The sequence below is a fragment of the Mesorhizobium sp. B2-7-3 genome (assembly GCF_006440715.1).
Classification (GTDB): domain Bacteria; phylum Pseudomonadota; class Alphaproteobacteria; order Rhizobiales; family Rhizobiaceae; genus Mesorhizobium; species Mesorhizobium australicum.
Genome location: NZ_VFTY01000003.1, coordinates 462,929 through 476,862 on the forward strand (window position 1 = coordinate 462,929; position 13,934 = coordinate 476,862).

At 64.5% G+C, this 13,934-nt stretch carries 16 protein-coding genes; 8 read left to right on the forward strand and 8 right to left on the reverse strand.

What is annotated here, in order from left to right:
* Positions 1-8: 8 nt before the first annotated feature.
* A complete protein-coding gene (locus tag FJW04_RS09735; RefSeq protein ID WP_140617775.1) occupies positions 9-365 on the reverse strand; it encodes a helix-turn-helix transcriptional regulator in 357 nt (118 codons plus the stop codon).
* Positions 366-560: 195 nt separating this feature from the next.
* On the opposite strand from FJW04_RS09735, the gene FJW04_RS09740 reads away from it, so the two are divergent.
* Complete coding sequence (locus FJW04_RS09740; RefSeq protein WP_140713754.1) at positions 561-1,739, forward strand: MFS transporter; 1,179 nt, start codon at positions 561-563, stop codon at positions 1,737-1,739.
* A gap of 46 nt (positions 1,740-1,785) precedes the next feature.
* Here FJW04_RS09740 and FJW04_RS09745 read toward each other — a convergent pair whose 3' ends face one another.
* Positions 1,786-2,244 carry a MarR family winged helix-turn-helix transcriptional regulator gene (locus FJW04_RS09745; RefSeq protein ID WP_015316193.1) on the reverse strand — a complete coding sequence of 153 codons (459 nt, stop codon included), beginning with the start codon at positions 2,242-2,244 and terminating at the stop codon, positions 1,786-1,788.
* A 273-nt stretch (positions 2,245-2,517) separates the two neighbouring features.
* Between FJW04_RS09745 and FJW04_RS09750 the strand changes: the two genes are divergently transcribed.
* On the forward strand, positions 2,518-3,312 hold the full coding sequence (locus FJW04_RS09750) for an SDR family oxidoreductase (RefSeq protein ID WP_015316194.1): 795 nt from the start codon (positions 2,518-2,520) through the stop codon (positions 3,310-3,312).
* 20 nt (positions 3,313-3,332) lie between these two features.
* On the opposite strand, the gene FJW04_RS09755 is transcribed toward FJW04_RS09750, so the two are convergent.
* Positions 3,333-3,932, reverse strand: coding sequence for a LysE family translocator (locus tag FJW04_RS09755; RefSeq protein WP_140713756.1), 600 nt, complete (start codon positions 3,930-3,932; stop codon positions 3,333-3,335).
* 96 nt (positions 3,933-4,028) lie between these two features.
* On the opposite strand from FJW04_RS09755, the gene FJW04_RS09760 reads away from it, so the two are divergent.
* Positions 4,029-4,898, forward strand: coding sequence for a LysR substrate-binding domain-containing protein (locus tag FJW04_RS09760; RefSeq protein WP_140713925.1), 870 nt, complete (start codon positions 4,029-4,031; stop codon positions 4,896-4,898).
* Between the two features lie 9 nt (positions 4,899-4,907).
* On the opposite strand, the gene FJW04_RS09765 is transcribed toward FJW04_RS09760, so the two are convergent.
* The 3 genes from FJW04_RS09765 to FJW04_RS09775 all read right to left on the reverse strand — a co-directional run bounded on the left by FJW04_RS09765 (position 4,908) and on the right by FJW04_RS09775 (position 7,924).
* Positions 4,908-5,558, reverse strand: coding sequence for a dihydrofolate reductase family protein (locus FJW04_RS09765; RefSeq protein ID WP_140665015.1), 651 nt, complete (start codon positions 5,556-5,558; stop codon positions 4,908-4,910).
* Positions 5,559-5,669: 111 nt separating this feature from the next.
* Entirely contained in the window at positions 5,670-6,506 is an 837-nt protein-coding gene (locus FJW04_RS09770) for a protein-L-isoaspartate O-methyltransferase (protein WP_140713758.1), read from the reverse strand.
* Positions 6,507-6,559: 53 nt separating this feature from the next.
* Positions 6,560-7,924: an Nramp family divalent metal transporter gene (locus FJW04_RS09775; protein WP_140713760.1), complete on the reverse strand. Its 1,365-nt coding sequence runs from the start codon at positions 7,922-7,924 to the stop codon at positions 6,560-6,562.
* Positions 7,925-8,157: 233 nt separating this feature from the next.
* Between FJW04_RS09775 and mntR the strand changes: the two genes are divergently transcribed.
* The 3 genes from mntR to FJW04_RS09790 all read left to right on the forward strand — a co-directional run bounded on the left by mntR (position 8,158) and on the right by FJW04_RS09790 (position 9,784).
* Positions 8,158-8,607: a manganese-binding transcriptional regulator MntR gene (gene mntR / locus FJW04_RS09780; protein WP_015316200.1), complete on the forward strand. Its 450-nt coding sequence runs from the start codon at positions 8,158-8,160 to the stop codon at positions 8,605-8,607.
* Positions 8,608-8,711: 104 nt separating this feature from the next.
* Complete coding sequence (locus FJW04_RS09785; RefSeq protein WP_015316201.1) at positions 8,712-8,900, forward strand: hypothetical protein; 189 nt, start codon at positions 8,712-8,714, stop codon at positions 8,898-8,900.
* 26 nt (positions 8,901-8,926) lie between these two features.
* Entirely contained in the window at positions 8,927-9,784 is an 858-nt protein-coding gene (locus FJW04_RS09790) for an alpha/beta hydrolase (RefSeq protein ID WP_140713762.1), read from the forward strand.
* Positions 9,785-9,875: 91 nt separating this feature from the next.
* Here the strand turns inward: FJW04_RS09790 and FJW04_RS09800 are convergent, their stop codons facing one another.
* Positions 9,876-10,100: a hypothetical protein gene (locus FJW04_RS09800; RefSeq protein ID WP_246673771.1), complete on the reverse strand. Its 225-nt coding sequence runs from the start codon at positions 10,098-10,100 to the stop codon at positions 9,876-9,878.
* A gap of 191 nt (positions 10,101-10,291) precedes the next feature.
* Here FJW04_RS09800 and FJW04_RS09805 point away from each other — a divergent pair, with 191 nt between their 5' ends.
* Both FJW04_RS09805 and FJW04_RS09810 read left to right on the forward strand, forming a co-directional pair.
* Complete coding sequence (locus tag FJW04_RS09805; RefSeq protein WP_015316203.1) at positions 10,292-11,215, forward strand: neutral zinc metallopeptidase; 924 nt, start codon at positions 10,292-10,294, stop codon at positions 11,213-11,215.
* A gap of 157 nt (positions 11,216-11,372) precedes the next feature.
* Positions 11,373-12,638, forward strand: coding sequence for a TCR/Tet family MFS transporter (locus tag FJW04_RS09810; protein ID WP_140617784.1), 1,266 nt, complete (start codon positions 11,373-11,375; stop codon positions 12,636-12,638).
* 33 nt (positions 12,639-12,671) lie between these two features.
* Here the strand turns inward: FJW04_RS09810 and carA are convergent, their stop codons facing one another.
* Complete coding sequence (gene carA, locus FJW04_RS09815; RefSeq protein ID WP_140713764.1) at positions 12,672-13,877, reverse strand: glutamine-hydrolyzing carbamoyl-phosphate synthase small subunit; 1,206 nt, start codon at positions 13,875-13,877, stop codon at positions 12,672-12,674.
* Positions 13,878-13,934: the final 57 nt, after the last annotated feature.

Sequence of the window (13,934 nt, forward strand, 5' to 3'; positions counted from 1 at the left end):
GAAATGCGTCAGGCCGACACTTCGATGTCGTGGCCGCCGACGGCCGGCAGGGCGGCGTCGTCCGCGGCAGCCGCGATGACGCTGTCGAGCAGGCCGGGGAAGCGGGCGTCGAGATCGGCGCGGCGCAGCGTGATCATGCGGTTGGTGCCGACCACTTCGGCGCGGGTGACACCGGCCTCACGCAGTTTGGCGAGGTGGTAGCTCAGATTAGTCTTCGAGCCGAGATCGAGGAAGCGGCTGCAGTTCAGCGGCACGCCTTCCTTGCTGGCGAGATAGCGCACGATCGCAAGCCGCGTCGGGTCGCCGAGCACGCCGAGCACAATGGGCAGGCTGATCTGGTCCGTGTTGGGGTGTGGCAAGGTCATGGCTGGAACCTAAGCACAGTTCGGGCCGATTTCAACGCGTCGATCCTGCCCGGTCCATACACACTGTTTCTCCACTTCATGGCCGTCCTGACACAGGGCTGTCAGCATGGTTATGCTATTTTTGCCTGGCTTCATTGACATGATGCCCCTTTATGTCCAATTGTTCAATAACTTTTGAACTAAGGACGCTTTCCCATGGACAAGAGAATTTTCTGGCTTGCGCTCGGATCGTTTGCGATCTCGACCGAAGGCTTCGTCATCTCCAGCCTCCTGCCCGATATCGCCAGGGATGCCGGCATCTCCGTGCCGCTCGCCGGCTCGCTGATCACCGCTTTCGCGCTCGCCTATGCCGTGGGCACGCCGATCCTGGCGACGCTGACCGGCGAATGGGACCGGCGCCGCGTGATCTTGTGGACGCTGGTGTTCTTCGTCGTCGGCAATGTCGTCGCCGCCTTGAGCTCATCCTTCGAAGTGCTGCTCGTCGCACGCATCATCATGGCGCTGTCGTCGGGCCTGTTCGCGGCGACCGCGCAAGGCACGGCGGTGGCGCTGGTGGACGATCATCACCGCGCCCGCGCCATCGCCGTCGTCGTCGGCGGCACCACGGTGGCCGTCGCTGTCGGGGCGCCGCTTGGCGCGCTTGTCGCGGCCATCGCCGGCTGGCGCGGCACCTTCTATGCCATTGCCGGCCTTGGCGCGCTGTCCGGCGCCATCCTGTGGTACCGCCTGCCGCGCGGCATCATCGGCACCAGGCTGCCGCTGAAGCGCCGGCTGGCGGCCGCCATGCGTCCCGGCGTGATGCCGATCCTGGTGACGACATTGCTGGCGCTGGTCGGTGCCTTCACCGTCTTTGCCTATGTCGCGCCGCTTGCCATCGAGGGCGGCGGGCTGAGCGAGATCGCGCTGCCCGGCATGCTGCTCGCCTTCGGCGTCGGCGCGGTCATCGGCAACATTGCCGGCGGCCAGGCGGCCGACCGTTTCGGCGCCACGCGCACCGTCGGCTGGTCGCTGGTGTTGAGTGCCGCCATGCTGATCATCCTGTCGGTCATCCCGACCTTCCTGCCGCAGCACATTGCCGGACCGGCGCTGATGGCGATGATGGTGCCGTGGGGCATCGTCGGCTGGGCGTTCCCGCCGGCGCAGGCCAGCCGCATCATCAAGCTGGCGCCGGACGCCGCCCCAATCGTGCTGTCGCTCAATGGTTCGGCGCTCTATCTCGGCGTAGCGGTGGGCGCGGTGGTCGGTGGTGGCGTGCTGCGCTACGGCGCGCCCGCCGATCTCGGTCTGGTCGCGGCGGTGTTTCCGATCGTCGGGCTCGGCATCGTGCTGGCGGGGCGGATGTTTGCCCGGGCCGTCACCATGCCGGCGGAATAAAGGCCGGCCCCGAGGCTTGCATCCTTGTTTTTTCGCGGCCGCTTCTTCAGCTGGAAGGAGTGGCCGCGGGCAATTCCAGCTTCAACGCAGCCACTTCATCGAGTGTGGCCCTCAGTTTCGCGGCCTGCTCCGCGCCAATCATAGCCTCGAATTGCCGCTGAGCGACGCTCCATAGCTTGATCGCCTCGTCGAGCTTGGCCTGTCCTGATGACGTCAGCCGTACGCGCTTGACGCGGCGATCGTCCTTGTCGGGGAAGGTTTCGACATAGCCGTCGCGGACCAGGGGCTTCAGCGTGTGGCCGAGCGCCGACAGATCCATGATCAGCGCCTCGGCAATGGCTCCCATCGCCGGCTCGCTGCCGACACTGATCTGGAACAGCAAGCCGAACTGCGTGCCCTTCAGGCCGGAAGGCGCCAGCGCGTCGTCGTAGAACCGGCCGAGCCTGCGTGCGGTGCGCCGCAAGGTGGCATTGTTGCAACGGCTAAATCCGTCAGCTTCACTCATGGTCGCTCCTTGTGGAGCATCTCCGGCGAAACGCATCGCCTCCAATGCTCTGTCTTGTATGCAATTCCGGACGCAAAACCGCTGGGCACTTGCTGGAATTGTCCTGGCAGGTGCGCCAGCCTGCCGCAGAAATAGTTTTCGCCGCCGCCGTTGACAAGATAGTGGCATATACCTACTTCGCGAAAAGTGGCATATACCACTAATTCGGATAACAGCCTGGCCGGCCGATATTTATCCACCGGGGCCGAGCCAGCGAACACAAGGAACGTGACAATGAGCAAGAATGACAACAAGGGCACGGCGGTCGTCACCGGCGCTTCATCGGGGATCGGCGCCGTCTATGCGGACCGTCTGGCGGGGCAGGGCTACGACCTGGTGCTGGTGGCGCGCCGTGCCGACCGGCTGCAGGCGCTGGCCGAGAAGTTGCGCCATGACCACGGCCGCAACGTGAGCGTGATCAGCGCCGATCTGTCCGACGACGGCGATGTGCGCCGTGTCGAGCAGTCGATATCAGCCGACGAAACCGTGACGCTGCTGGTCAACAATGCCGGCCTTGGCGGTCAGGCAGTGGTGGCAACCGCCGATGCCGACGCGGCCGAGCGCATGATCAAGGTCAATGTCGTGGCTCTGACCCGGCTGACGCGTGCCGTGCTGCCTGGGCTCCTGGCGCGCAACCGGGGCGGGATCGTCAACATCGCCTCGGTCCTGGCCTTCGACACCTCGTTCGGCGGCATCTACAGCGGCACCAAGGCCTATGTCGTCAACTTCACCGAAGCCCTGCATCGCGAGGTCGCGGGCACCGGAGTGACGGTGCAGGTGGTGCTGCCGGGCGCGACCCGGACCGATTTCTGGGAGCTTTCCGGCGGTGATATCGACCAGTTGCCGAAGGAGATCGTCATGACCGCCGACGATATGGTCGACGCCGCCCTTGTCGGCCTGGCCAGGGGCGAGGCCGTCACCGTGCCGGCGCTTGCCGACACGGGAAAGCTGGACACATTCCTAGGCGCCCGCCAGGCCTTCTATGGCAGCCTGCACGCCGACAAGCCGGCCCCGCGCTACGCGGCTTAGGCTGACGTGGCGGCCGGCCGTCAGGCCGTCCGCCACATCGGGATGATCGAGGCGGCGAGCACCAGCGCCAGCACGATGTTGAGCGCGCGCCATTGCCACTCGGTTTTGAGCAGCCTGGCCAGCACCATGCCGGCGATGCACCAGACGGACAGCGAGATGGCAGCGGTGAGGCCAAAGGTCGAGCCGAGCAGCAGTGCGAGTTGTCCGGGTCCGTCGGCGAGGGCGGCGAACGAAGCCGCCGCGCCCAGGCCCATCGCCCAGCCCTTGGGATTCATCCACTGGATGCCGGCGCCGCCCAGGAAGCTGTTCGGTTTGGCCATGGTGACGTCAAGGTTGGGTGGCCCTGCGCGACCGATCTTGATCGCCAGCCACAGAAGATAAAGCGAGCCGATCACCTTCATCGCCAGTTGCAGCGAAGGCACCGCAAGCAGCAGGCTGGCGAGGCCGGCGGCGGCCGCCCCCGTCACGGTAGCGAGGCCGGCGGCGCTGCCGATCATCAGCGGTACCGAACGGCGAAAACCGAACTGCGCTCCGGAAGCGGTCGACAAGGTCGTGGCGATGCCGGGCGTGGCGGTAGCCACGAAGGCAAACAGGATGAGCGGCAGGATCGGCTGGAGCATGTAGCATCCTTTGTCAAAGGCTTCATGGTAGACTGAGCGTGACATCAGTAAATGCAATGTTTGCGATGATGATCATTAGCATTTATAATGCTGATGATGATCCGCAATCTCGATACCAGTCTCATGCGCACCTTCGTCACCGTCGCCGACAAGGCCAGCATGACGGCGGCGGCCAACGCGCTGCACCTGACTCAGGGCGCGGTCAGCCAGCAGGTCAAGCGGCTGGAAGACACGCTCGGCTGCGGGCTGTTCGAGCGCGACCGGCGCGGTCTGCGGCTGACCCATTCCGGCGAGCGACTGTTCGACAAGGCAAGGCGCCTGCTCAGCCTCAATGACGAGATATGGACCGAGATGGTGGGGAGCGCTGTCGCCGGACAGGTGCGGCTCGGCGTTCCCTACGACCTTGTCGGCACCTTGCTGGCTCCCGTCCTGAAGGCCTATGCCGAGGCCTATCCGAAGGTCGAGATATCGCTGGTCTGCGCCTCCTCGCCGGAACTGGCGGCGGCACTGGCGGCCGGAACCATCGACCTCGCGGTAATCGAGGAGCGGGTCGGCCCGACCTCTGGCGAATGCCTGGCCATCGATCGGTTGGTCTGGGTCGGCGCAAGGGGTGGGGTGGCTCGCGCCAAGCGGCCATTGCCCGTCTCGATCGTTGCCGACACCTGCGCCTTCCGGCCGGTGGTGCTGGCGGCACTTAACGAGCATGGGCTGGAATGGCGCAGCGTGTTCGAGAACGGCAACATCGACGCGACGACGGCGACGGTGCGTTCCGACCTCGCCGTCACCACATGGCTCGCTGCCACCGTGCCAGCCGATCTCGACATATTGCCGTTCGACAGCGGCCTGCCGCCGCTGCCGAATTTTGCCATCAACCTGCACCTGCCGAGGCATGGCGTGAGCACGGCGGCGCAGGAATTCGCACGCCATATACGCGATGGGCTGGCGCGGCGATCGCAGGCTGCCTGATGCCCGAATTTACTTCCAGTTCTTGCGCCGCTCGAGTTCGGCCGGGGATGGCTCGCCCGTGACAAAGGAGCCCACCTTGATTTCGCCCGCGCGCTCATAGGTCGCGATGATGACGCCGGTGGTCGAAGTCTGCGATTTGACAAGCTTGAAAGCGGCCGGCATCGCGGCCTCGCCGAACAGCCGCTTGCCCTTGCCCAGCAACAGCGGGAAGATCATCAGCCGGATCTCGTCGATCAGCCCGTTGGCGAGCAGGGTCTGAATGAGATCGCCAGATCCCTGGATGAGCAGGTCAGGTCCATCTTCCTGCTTGAGGCGACGCAAAGCCGTGATGATATCGGGCCCAAGCGCGTGCGTGTTCTGCCAGGTCAAAGTATCCGGCCGATGGGTCGCCACATACTTGGTCGCGGGGTTGAACGCATCCGCGATCGGATCTTTCTGGTAGGGCCAGTACGCGGCGAAGATGTCGTAGGTTCTGCGGCCGAGCAGCAGGGCGAAGGGTTTGGAGAACAATTCCTCCATTGCCGCGCCTCCCACCTCGTCAAAATAGTGGAACGTCCAGCCGCCGAATTCGAAGCCACCGACCGGATCCTCTTCCGGCCCTCCCGGCGCCTGCATGACGCCATCGAGGCTGACGAAGGTCGCGGCGATGATCTTTCTCATTGTGCTCTCCCTTGCTTGCGGCCACGCCATCGCGGCCGGACTTCAACCCAAGGACGGAGCAACCGCGCCCGTCCCGACAAAGGCCGCGAGATTTGGTCCGCCCTCGATAGGTCAGCCGCGGACGCTCACGGCTTTCGACGAGAACCAGACATGCTCGAAGATCGCCGTGGCGGTGCGGTCCGGCTGCCTGTCCTCGACCAGCCAGATCGAGCGGCTGCGCGTGGCCTGCTCGCGTGTCGGGATCTTCGCCGCAAGATCCGCGAGCGAGGCGCCGAAGCATGGGATGAACCAGGCACGCATGAACGGATCGCAGGCAAAGCCCTTTTCGGTGCGGGTCACCAGCATCGCCAGCGGGACGCGCTCGGCGGGACGCCAGGGGAAGATCATGCGGCCGCCGGGGCGCAACGCTTTCAGCCATCCGGCGGGAGGGGCGACGACACCGGCATTGACATAAATGATGTCGGACGGCGGCAGCGGCGACGTCACGGCATCGCCATGGACAATGGTCGCATTGCCGTAGGTTTCGAGATTCTTGCGCGCCAACCCGGCCAGGTTTTCGTCGATCTCAAAGGCGGTGACGGTGCCGCCTGGCGAAACCAGTTTGGCCAGCAAAGCCGTGTAGTAACCGCTGCCGGCGCCGATATGCGTGATGGCCTCACCAGGCTTTGGTGCGAGTTTTCCGATCCACATGGCGTGCAGAAAGGGCTCGCCATTGTTGATGCCCTTGTCGGTATCGAGCGCTACCAGGACGTTCTGGCAGATGTGGGCCGGATCGGCGCTTGGCGTGGTGACCGTGCCGTTGCCGGTGATGACCGTCCATGGGCCGGGGCCGAGGAAGGCCTCGCGCGGTACGCTGGCGAACACCTCTTCCAGGCGCGGGTCCGATGAGGCGGCGTTGACCGCCATCAGCCGCGCGTAGAATGTCCGGATATCTTCGAGGTCGCTCATGGCATCGGGAAGATAGCGCGATCCGGCGGTTTGTCCCGTGATTAAACGGAACTTCAGCCAACCCCGAACATGGTGTCGTAGAGCAGCTTGAAATTGAGCACCAGGATGATTGCCGCAACCACCCAGGCCAGTGCGGCGACGCCGCGCGGGATGGCGAGATTGCCCATCTTCTTCTTGTTGGACACGAACTGCACCAGCGGGACGACCGCGAAAGGCAGCTGCATGGACAACACCACCTGGCTGAAGACCAGCAACTGGCCAGTGCCCTTCTCGCCATAGAGCGCGGTGACGACCACCACCGGTATGATGGCGAGGCCGCGGGTCAGCAGGCGCCGCGCCCAGTTCGGGATGCGCAGGCGCAGAAAACCTTCCATGATGATCTGGCCGGCGAGCGTCGCCGTCACCGTCGAATTCAAGCCCGACGCCAGCAGTGCCACGGCAAACAGGATCGAGGCGATGCCGAGGCCAAGCAGCGGCGACAGCAGCTTGAAAGCCTGGTCGATCTCGGCGACATCCTGGTGGCCGGTTTCGTGGAAGGCGACGGCCGCGACGATCAGGATGGCGGCGTTGACGAACAGCGCCAGCATCAGGGCGATGGTGGAGTCCGTCGTCGCCCATTTGATGGCATCTCGTTTTCCGGCCTCCGTGCGCTCATAGGCGCGGGTCTGCACGATCGAGGAATGCAGGTAGAGATTGTGCGGCATCACCGTTGCGCCGATGATGCCGATGGCGATGTAGAGCATCGCTGGATCGGTGACGATTTCGGAGGACGGCACGAACATCGAATGCAGGATCGTGCCGGCCGGCGGAGCGGCAACGAAGATCTGGATGGCAAAGCAGCTGAAGATGATGACCAAAAGCGCGACGACGAAGGCTTCGAGATAGCGGAACCCCTTGTTCATCAGGAGCAGAACCAGGAAAGCGTCGAGCGCGGTGAGCATGGCGCCGCCGATCAGCGGGATGCCGAACAAAAGCTGCAGCGCGATCGCGGTGCCGATCACCTCGGCGAGGTCGCAGGCGATGATGGCGAGCTCGCAGGCGATCCACAGCACGAGATTGACGGGGCGCGGATAGTAGGCGCGGCAGGCTTGGGCGAGGTCGCGGCCGGTGGCGATGCCAAGGCGCGCGGCCAGCGCCTGCAGCAGGATCGCCATCAGGTTGGACAGCATGATGATGAACAAAAGCGTGTAGCCGAACTGCGCGCCGCCGGCGAGGTCGGTCGCCCAGTTGCCCGGGTCCATGTAGCCGACCGAGACCATGTAGCCGGGACCCATGAAGGCGAACAGGCGGCGGAACCATACGCCTGATGTCGGCACCGCGATGGAGGAGTTGACCTCGCGCAGGCTGGGCTGATCGTCTTCATCCCGTCTGGCGAACCGCCATGCGGACCGGGAGGTTGTGACGTCTGCTTCTGACATGAAAAGGCTTTCCGCGACTTCCGGAGGATGCCCTCAAGGTATGCCATGGCTCAACATTATGCAATAGGCTATATTTCATTGTCGGTGCTTTTTAGCATGTCGCGCTGTGCGTGCGAGGATGACGCCCCCGGAGACGCCGGTTGCGCCTCTCTCGGAATGCAAATAAACGGCCTGAAGAATCAGAGCCCGTGCTATAAAAGCAGGGACGGCAAACTCCCGAGGAGGAGCGCGCATTGGCGCTGAAGAACAGACCGGTCCCGCGTGAGCCGTTGCTCGATGCCGATGTCCATTCGGAAGGGTTCCGGCAGACGCGCGAAGCGCGCCGCAGTGCGCTGGTCGAGGATTATGTCGAACTGATCGCCGACCTGATCGAGGACGGCAACGAGGCGCGCCAGGTCGACATCGCCGCGCGCCTCGGCGTCGCCCAACCGACGGTGGCCAAGATGCTGACGCGGCTATGCGCCGACGGCCTGGTGTCGCGAAAGCCCTATCGCGGCGTGTTCCTGACCGATGCCGGCCGCAAGGTCGCCGAGGAAAGCCGTATCCGCCACCAGACCGTCGAGGCCTTTCTGCGCTCGCTCGGCGTCAGCGCCGAGACGGCGCGCATCGATGCCGAGGGCATCGAACACCATGTCAGCGCCGAGACCCTGGAAGCGTTCCGCAAGGCGATGACGGCGCGCTGAAGCGCTTCATTGCCGCGTTTTCGACCATGTTAGCCGCTGGAACCGCCGGCGCTTATACGCGTTGCCCTCTCGTTGCGCGCCTATCGCGCGCCAGGGAGGAAGCAATGGGCATCGAGCAGGCACCGACCGCAAAAGGCAAGCAGGCAGCCACAGGATTGGAACAGGCGGCCGCCAGGGACGAGCGCAAGACCGAGGCCGAAACGGGACATCCGCTGAAGAAAGGCGCCGATCGTTTCGAGGAACGCTCGAAAAGCTCCGACGGCAAGAGCGCCGGCGCCAAGCAGAAAGAGTAAGCGGCAGCAGTTCTGGACCGATGCGGATGACCATCGAGTGGCGCCCGCCTGAACGCTTTGTCTTTCAGGGACATTCGATCGCCTGGGGCGTCATGGGGGAAGGACCGCCCGCCGTCGTTCTCCACGGCACGCCATTCTCCTCGGTCGAGTGGCGCCGCATCGCGCCATGGCTGGCGAAGCAGCGACGCGTCCACTATTTCGACATGCTTGGCTATGGCTGGTCGGACAAGCCGGACGGCGATGTGTCGCGTGGCGTGCAGAACGAGCTGTTCGCGGCGCTCTATGCCCACTGGAAGCTGGAACGGCCCGACGTGGTCGCGCATGATTTCGGCGGATCGACCGCTCTGCGCGGTCATCTGCTCAACGGTTTGGAGTTCCGCTCGCTGGTGCTGATCGATCCAGTGGCGATCAGCCCGCAAGGTTCGCCGCTGGTCCAGGCAGCCAGGCAGAACGAGAAGGTTTTTGCCGGGCTGCCCGCATATGTCCACGAAGCGATCTTGCGGGCCTACATCGATGGCGCGACGGACAATTCGTTGCGCACAGACGAGATGCAGGCCTATCTGCGTCCATGGCTTGGCGACGAGGGCCAGAAGGCGTTCTGGAGGCAAGTCGCGCAGATGGACGACAGGTACACGGAGGAGGTGGAGTGGCGATATGGCGAGATTCGCTGTCCGGTCACCATCCTGTGGGGCGAAAATGACGATTGGATCCCGGTAAAGGACGGCAGGGAGCTGGCGCGGCGCATTCCCGGCGCGACGTTTCAGACAGTCCCCGGCGCCAAGCATCTCGTCCAGGAAGACGCGCCGGAGGCGGTCGCCGCCACGGTCCTCCAGTTCTGGCGGAGCCTGGAAGCCGGCTGGGGCGCTGGCAGTGTCTCAGTATGAAATTTGGTGGCGGACCCGCCCGTCTCGACCGGGGCCTCCAGCACATGACTGGCGCTCTTCCCCTGAGCTACGGGCCGCCAACCTGTTTATATCAAGCTACCTGCCTTTTGTAAGGGCCGCGATTGTCGACGTCGCGGGTGACGCCGAGCGCGGGGCCGAGCAAACGGCTGATCGACAGGCCGCCGCGCTCCAGCGCCTGCAACGTGGCCGGATCGGTGACGGCGACGCTGGCATCGAGCGTCACCGCGCCGGCATTCGCAAGCCCGAGGCACGGCAACGCCACCAGCAGCGACAGGAAACCCCTGATCGTCCTCAAGCCTGGAACCCCTCCCAATGCCGGCGATGCGACAGGCCTTGCGGCGCTCCCGGCCAGTGCGGTGGAGCGGCCATGCGGCGCTGCCTGGCCGCAAAAATGCTGTGACTTGGAGCAACCATTGCGATACTTGTTTGTTGGATTGAGCCGGCCCTGCCGGGGCAATGGGGAAGTTTGCAGCACGAGGAGTTGCCATGCTCTGGAGAGGCCGTCGTCAGAGTGACAATATCGAGGACGACCGCAGCGATGGCGGCGGCGGCGGGATCGGTGGTGGTGGCGGCCAGTTCCGCATTCCGATCGGTGGCCGCGCCGGTGGCGGCGGTAGCATATTCCTCGTCATCCTGGTGGTGCTGGCAGGATGGTATTTCGGCTTTGATCCCTCAACGATCCTGGGCGGTGGCGACGGTGGCCTGCTGCCAGGCGGCGGTGGCCAGATATCGGACAACAGCGGCGGCCAGGACAGCGGCGCAACGCCAGCCAATGACGAGATGAAGCAGTTCGTGGCGACCGTGCTCGCCGAGACGGAAGACACCTGGACCGGCATCTTCAAGTCGCAAGGCCTGACCTATGAGGACCCGAAGCTGGTGCTGTTTTCCGGCCAGGTCCGCTCCGCCTGCGGCTTTGCCTCGGCGGCGGCGGGACCGTTCTATTGTCCGGGCGACCACAAGGTCTATCTCGACATGACCTTCTTCCAGCAGCTCGACCAGCAGTTCGGCGCTTCCGGCGAGTTCGCCCGCGCCTATGTCATCGCGCATGAGGTCGGCCACCACGTGCAGAACCTCACCGGCATCATGGGGAAGTTCAACCAGATGCGGCAAGGCATGAGCGAAGCCGATGCCAACCAGCTGTCGGTGCGCATCGAGTTGCAGGCCGACTGCTTCGCCGGCGTGTGGGCGCATTACACCGGGCAGAAGGGCATATTGGAGCAAGGCGACTTCGAAAGCGCGCTGAACGCGGCCAAGCAGATTGGCGACGATACGCTGCAGAAGAAGATGCAGGGCTATGTCGTGCCGGAAAGCTTCAACCACGGCACCTCGCAGCAGCGGCAGACCTGGCTGACACGCGGATACAAGAGCGGCAAGCTTTCGGACTGCAACACGATGAGCGGCCCGCTCTAAGCAGCCGTTTTCGGACATGGACCTGGCGGCCAACGCGCCGTCAGGGAGTGTCAGGATCAAAGCTTCCTGCCTGTTCCCGCACTGTTCCTTTCCGCGGGCTCGCCTATAAGGTGCGTCCGCCCGCGCCCCCCAGGCGGCCAGAGGAGCTTGACCCATCATGATCGACCCCAAAACCGCCAAGCGGGGCCTTGCGCTGGTTTTCACCACGCTGCTGCTCGATATCATCGGCTTCGGCATGATCATGCCGGTGCTGCCGGCCTTTCTCAGGGAATTGACCGGCGTCGGCATCAGCGAAGCGGCGATCGAGGGCGGTTGGCTGTTCTTCGTCTATGCGGCCATGCAGTTCTTCTTCGCGCCCATCATGGGCGGCCTGAGCGACCGATTCGGGCGGCGGCCGATCCTGCTCGCCTCGGTGTTGACCTTCTCCATCGACAATTTGATCTGTGCCATCGCCTGGTCCTATCCGATGCTTTTCATCGGCCGCGTCCTGGCCGGCATTTCGGGCGCCAGCTATTCGACGACGTCGGCCTTCATCGCCGATATTTCGAACGACGAGAACCGGGCGAAGAATTTCGGCCTGCTCGGCATCGCCTTCGGCGTCGGCTTCGTCATCGGGCCGGTGCTGGGCGGATTGCTCGGTACGTTCGGGCCGCGCGTGCCGTTCTTTTTCGCCGCCGGGCTCGCCTTCGTGAACTTCCTCATCGCAATGTTCTTCCTGCCCGAAACGCTCGATGAAAAGCACCGCCGCCGCTTCGAGTGGAAACGCGCCAACCCGGTCGGCACGCTTCTGCAGATGCGCCAATATCAGGGCATCGGCTGGATTGGGCTGGTCTTCTTCCTGATGACGCTCGGCCACATGATGTATCCGGCGGTGTGGTCGTTCGTCTCCAACTACCGCTACGGCTGGAGCGAGCAGCAGATCGGCTTCTCGCTCGGCGCTTTCGGCCTGTGCGGCGCCATCATCATGGGCACGGTGCTGCCGCGCGTCATCCCCAGGCTCGGCGAGTGGAGGACGGCGGTCATCGGCCTGACGTTCACCGCGGCCAGCGCCTTCGGCTATGCCTTCGCCTCGCAAGGCTGGATGGTCTACGCGGTGATCGTCGTCGGCTGCCTGGAAGCGCTGGCCGATCCGCCGCTGAGAAGCCTCGCCGCAGCCAAGGTTCCCCCTTCGGCACAAGGCGAATTGCAAGGCGCGATGACCTCGATCTTCTCGATCACCTCGATCGTCACGCCGCTGCTCTATACCGCGATCTTTTCCTGGTTCACCGGCCCCAGCGCGCCCGTAACCTTCGGCGGCGCGCCCTATCTGGTCGGTGCATGCTTCCTGGCGCTGGCGGTCATCGTCTTCGTCACCAAGGTGGCTAGGCCGGCGACAGTCATGACTGTCACGAACGATGTCGTGGAAGATGGAGCCCAGCTATGAGCGGGAGGCAAGTGAGGGGCGGCGCGACGCGTTTCAGGCCCTTTCCACCAGCAATTCCTCGCCGCGCTTTTCGCGGATGAGGTTGACGAAGCGGCGGAACAGGTAGTGCGAATCCTGTGGGCCGGGCGAAGCCTCGGGGTGGTGCTGGACCGAGAATACCGGGCGGCCGGTCAACGCGATGCCGCAATTCGAGCCGTCGAACAGCGAGACATGGGTTTCCTCGACACCCGCGGGCAGCGAGTCGGCATCGACGGCAAAGCCGTGGTTCATCGAAACGATTTCGACCTTGCCGGTGGTGTGATCCTTGACCGGATGGTTGGCGCCGTGATGGCCCTGGTGCATCTTGGCGGTCTTGCCGCCCAGCGCCAGCGCCAGCATCTGGTGGCCGAGGCAGATGCCGAACACCGGAATGTCGGTCTTGAGCAGGTCCTGGATGACCGGCACGGCATAGTCGCCGGTGGCTTCCGGGTCGCCGGGGCCGTTGGAGAGGAAAATGCCGTCGGGCCGCATGGCGAGGATTTCTTCCGAACCGGTGCTGGCCGGAACCACCGTCACCTTGGCGCCCAGACCGGCGAGCAGCCGCAATATGTTGCGCTTGACGCCGTAGTCGATGGCGACGACGTGCAGCGAAGGCTCGGCCTGTTCGCCAAAGCCTTCGTTCCACACCCAAGGCGTCTCGCGCCAGACAGAAGACTGGCCCGACGTAACCTCCTTGGCGAGATCGAGCCCGATCAGGCCCGACCATGCGGCTGCACGCCGCTTCAGGTCGTCGAGGTCGAAGACGCCGTCGGGCGCGTGGGCGATGACGGCATTGGGCATGCCCTTTTCGCGGATCAGCGCGGTGAGCGCGCGGGTGTCGATGCCCGAGAGCGCAACGATGCCGCGCTTCTTCAGCCACTGGTCGAGATGGCCGGCGGTGCGGTAATTGGACGGGTTGGTGACATCGGCCTTGAACACGGCACCGACGGCGCCGGCACGAGCGGCCGGATTGAGGTCTTCGATGTCCTCACCATTGGTGCCGATATTGCCGATATGCGGGAAGGTGAAGGTGACGATCTGGCCGGCATAGGACGGGTCGGTGAGGATTTCCTGGTAGCCGGTAAGTGCCGTGTTGAAGCAGACCTCGGCGACCGCCGAGCCGGTGGCGCCGAGGCCGCGACCCTCGATGACGGTGCCGTCGGCCAGCACCAGAAGGGCGGTCGGCTTTTCAGTGGCCCAGGCGGGCGTCATCTCGGCCATGGCGGCACTCCTATCAAGCCGCGCGCTTCCATAGCCCGGCGGGCGTTGGCGCGGCAA

What these genes read in the sequence shown, in the direction of transcription:
- FJW04_RS09735 (WP_140617775.1), bottom strand. Translation starts at nt 365, where the DNA reads ATGACCTTGCCACACCCCAACACGGACCAGATCAGCCTGCCCATTGTG.
- FJW04_RS09740 (WP_140713754.1), top strand. Translation starts at nt 561, where the DNA reads ATGGACAAGAGAATTTTCTGGCTTGCGCTCGGATCGTTTGCGATCTCG.
- FJW04_RS09745 (WP_015316193.1), bottom strand. Translation starts at nt 2,244, where the DNA reads ATGAGTGAAGCTGACGGATTTAGCCGTTGCAACAATGCCACCTTGCGG.
- FJW04_RS09750 (WP_015316194.1), top strand. Translation starts at nt 2,518, where the DNA reads ATGAGCAAGAATGACAACAAGGGCACGGCGGTCGTCACCGGCGCTTCA.
- FJW04_RS09755 (WP_140713756.1), bottom strand. Translation starts at nt 3,932, where the DNA reads ATGCTCCAGCCGATCCTGCCGCTCATCCTGTTTGCCTTCGTGGCTACC.
- FJW04_RS09760 (WP_140713925.1), top strand. Translation starts at nt 4,029, where the DNA reads ATGATCCGCAATCTCGATACCAGTCTCATGCGCACCTTCGTCACCGTC.
- FJW04_RS09765 (WP_140665015.1), bottom strand. Translation starts at nt 5,558, where the DNA reads ATGAGAAAGATCATCGCCGCGACCTTCGTCAGCCTCGATGGCGTCATG.
- FJW04_RS09770 (WP_140713758.1), bottom strand. Translation starts at nt 6,506, where the DNA reads ATGAGCGACCTCGAAGATATCCGGACATTCTACGCGCGGCTGATGGCG.
- FJW04_RS09775 (WP_140713760.1), bottom strand. Translation starts at nt 7,924, where the DNA reads ATGTCAGAAGCAGACGTCACAACCTCCCGGTCCGCATGGCGGTTCGCC.
- FJW04_RS09785 (WP_015316201.1), top strand. Translation starts at nt 8,712, where the DNA reads ATGGGCATCGAGCAGGCACCGACCGCAAAAGGCAAGCAGGCAGCCACA.
- FJW04_RS09790 (WP_140713762.1), top strand. Translation starts at nt 8,927, where the DNA reads ATGACCATCGAGTGGCGCCCGCCTGAACGCTTTGTCTTTCAGGGACAT.
- FJW04_RS09805 (WP_015316203.1), top strand. Translation starts at nt 10,292, where the DNA reads ATGCTCTGGAGAGGCCGTCGTCAGAGTGACAATATCGAGGACGACCGC.
- FJW04_RS09810 (WP_140617784.1), top strand. Translation starts at nt 11,373, where the DNA reads ATGATCGACCCCAAAACCGCCAAGCGGGGCCTTGCGCTGGTTTTCACC.
- carA (WP_140713764.1), bottom strand. Translation starts at nt 13,877, where the DNA reads ATGGCCGAGATGACGCCCGCCTGGGCCACTGAAAAGCCGACCGCCCTT.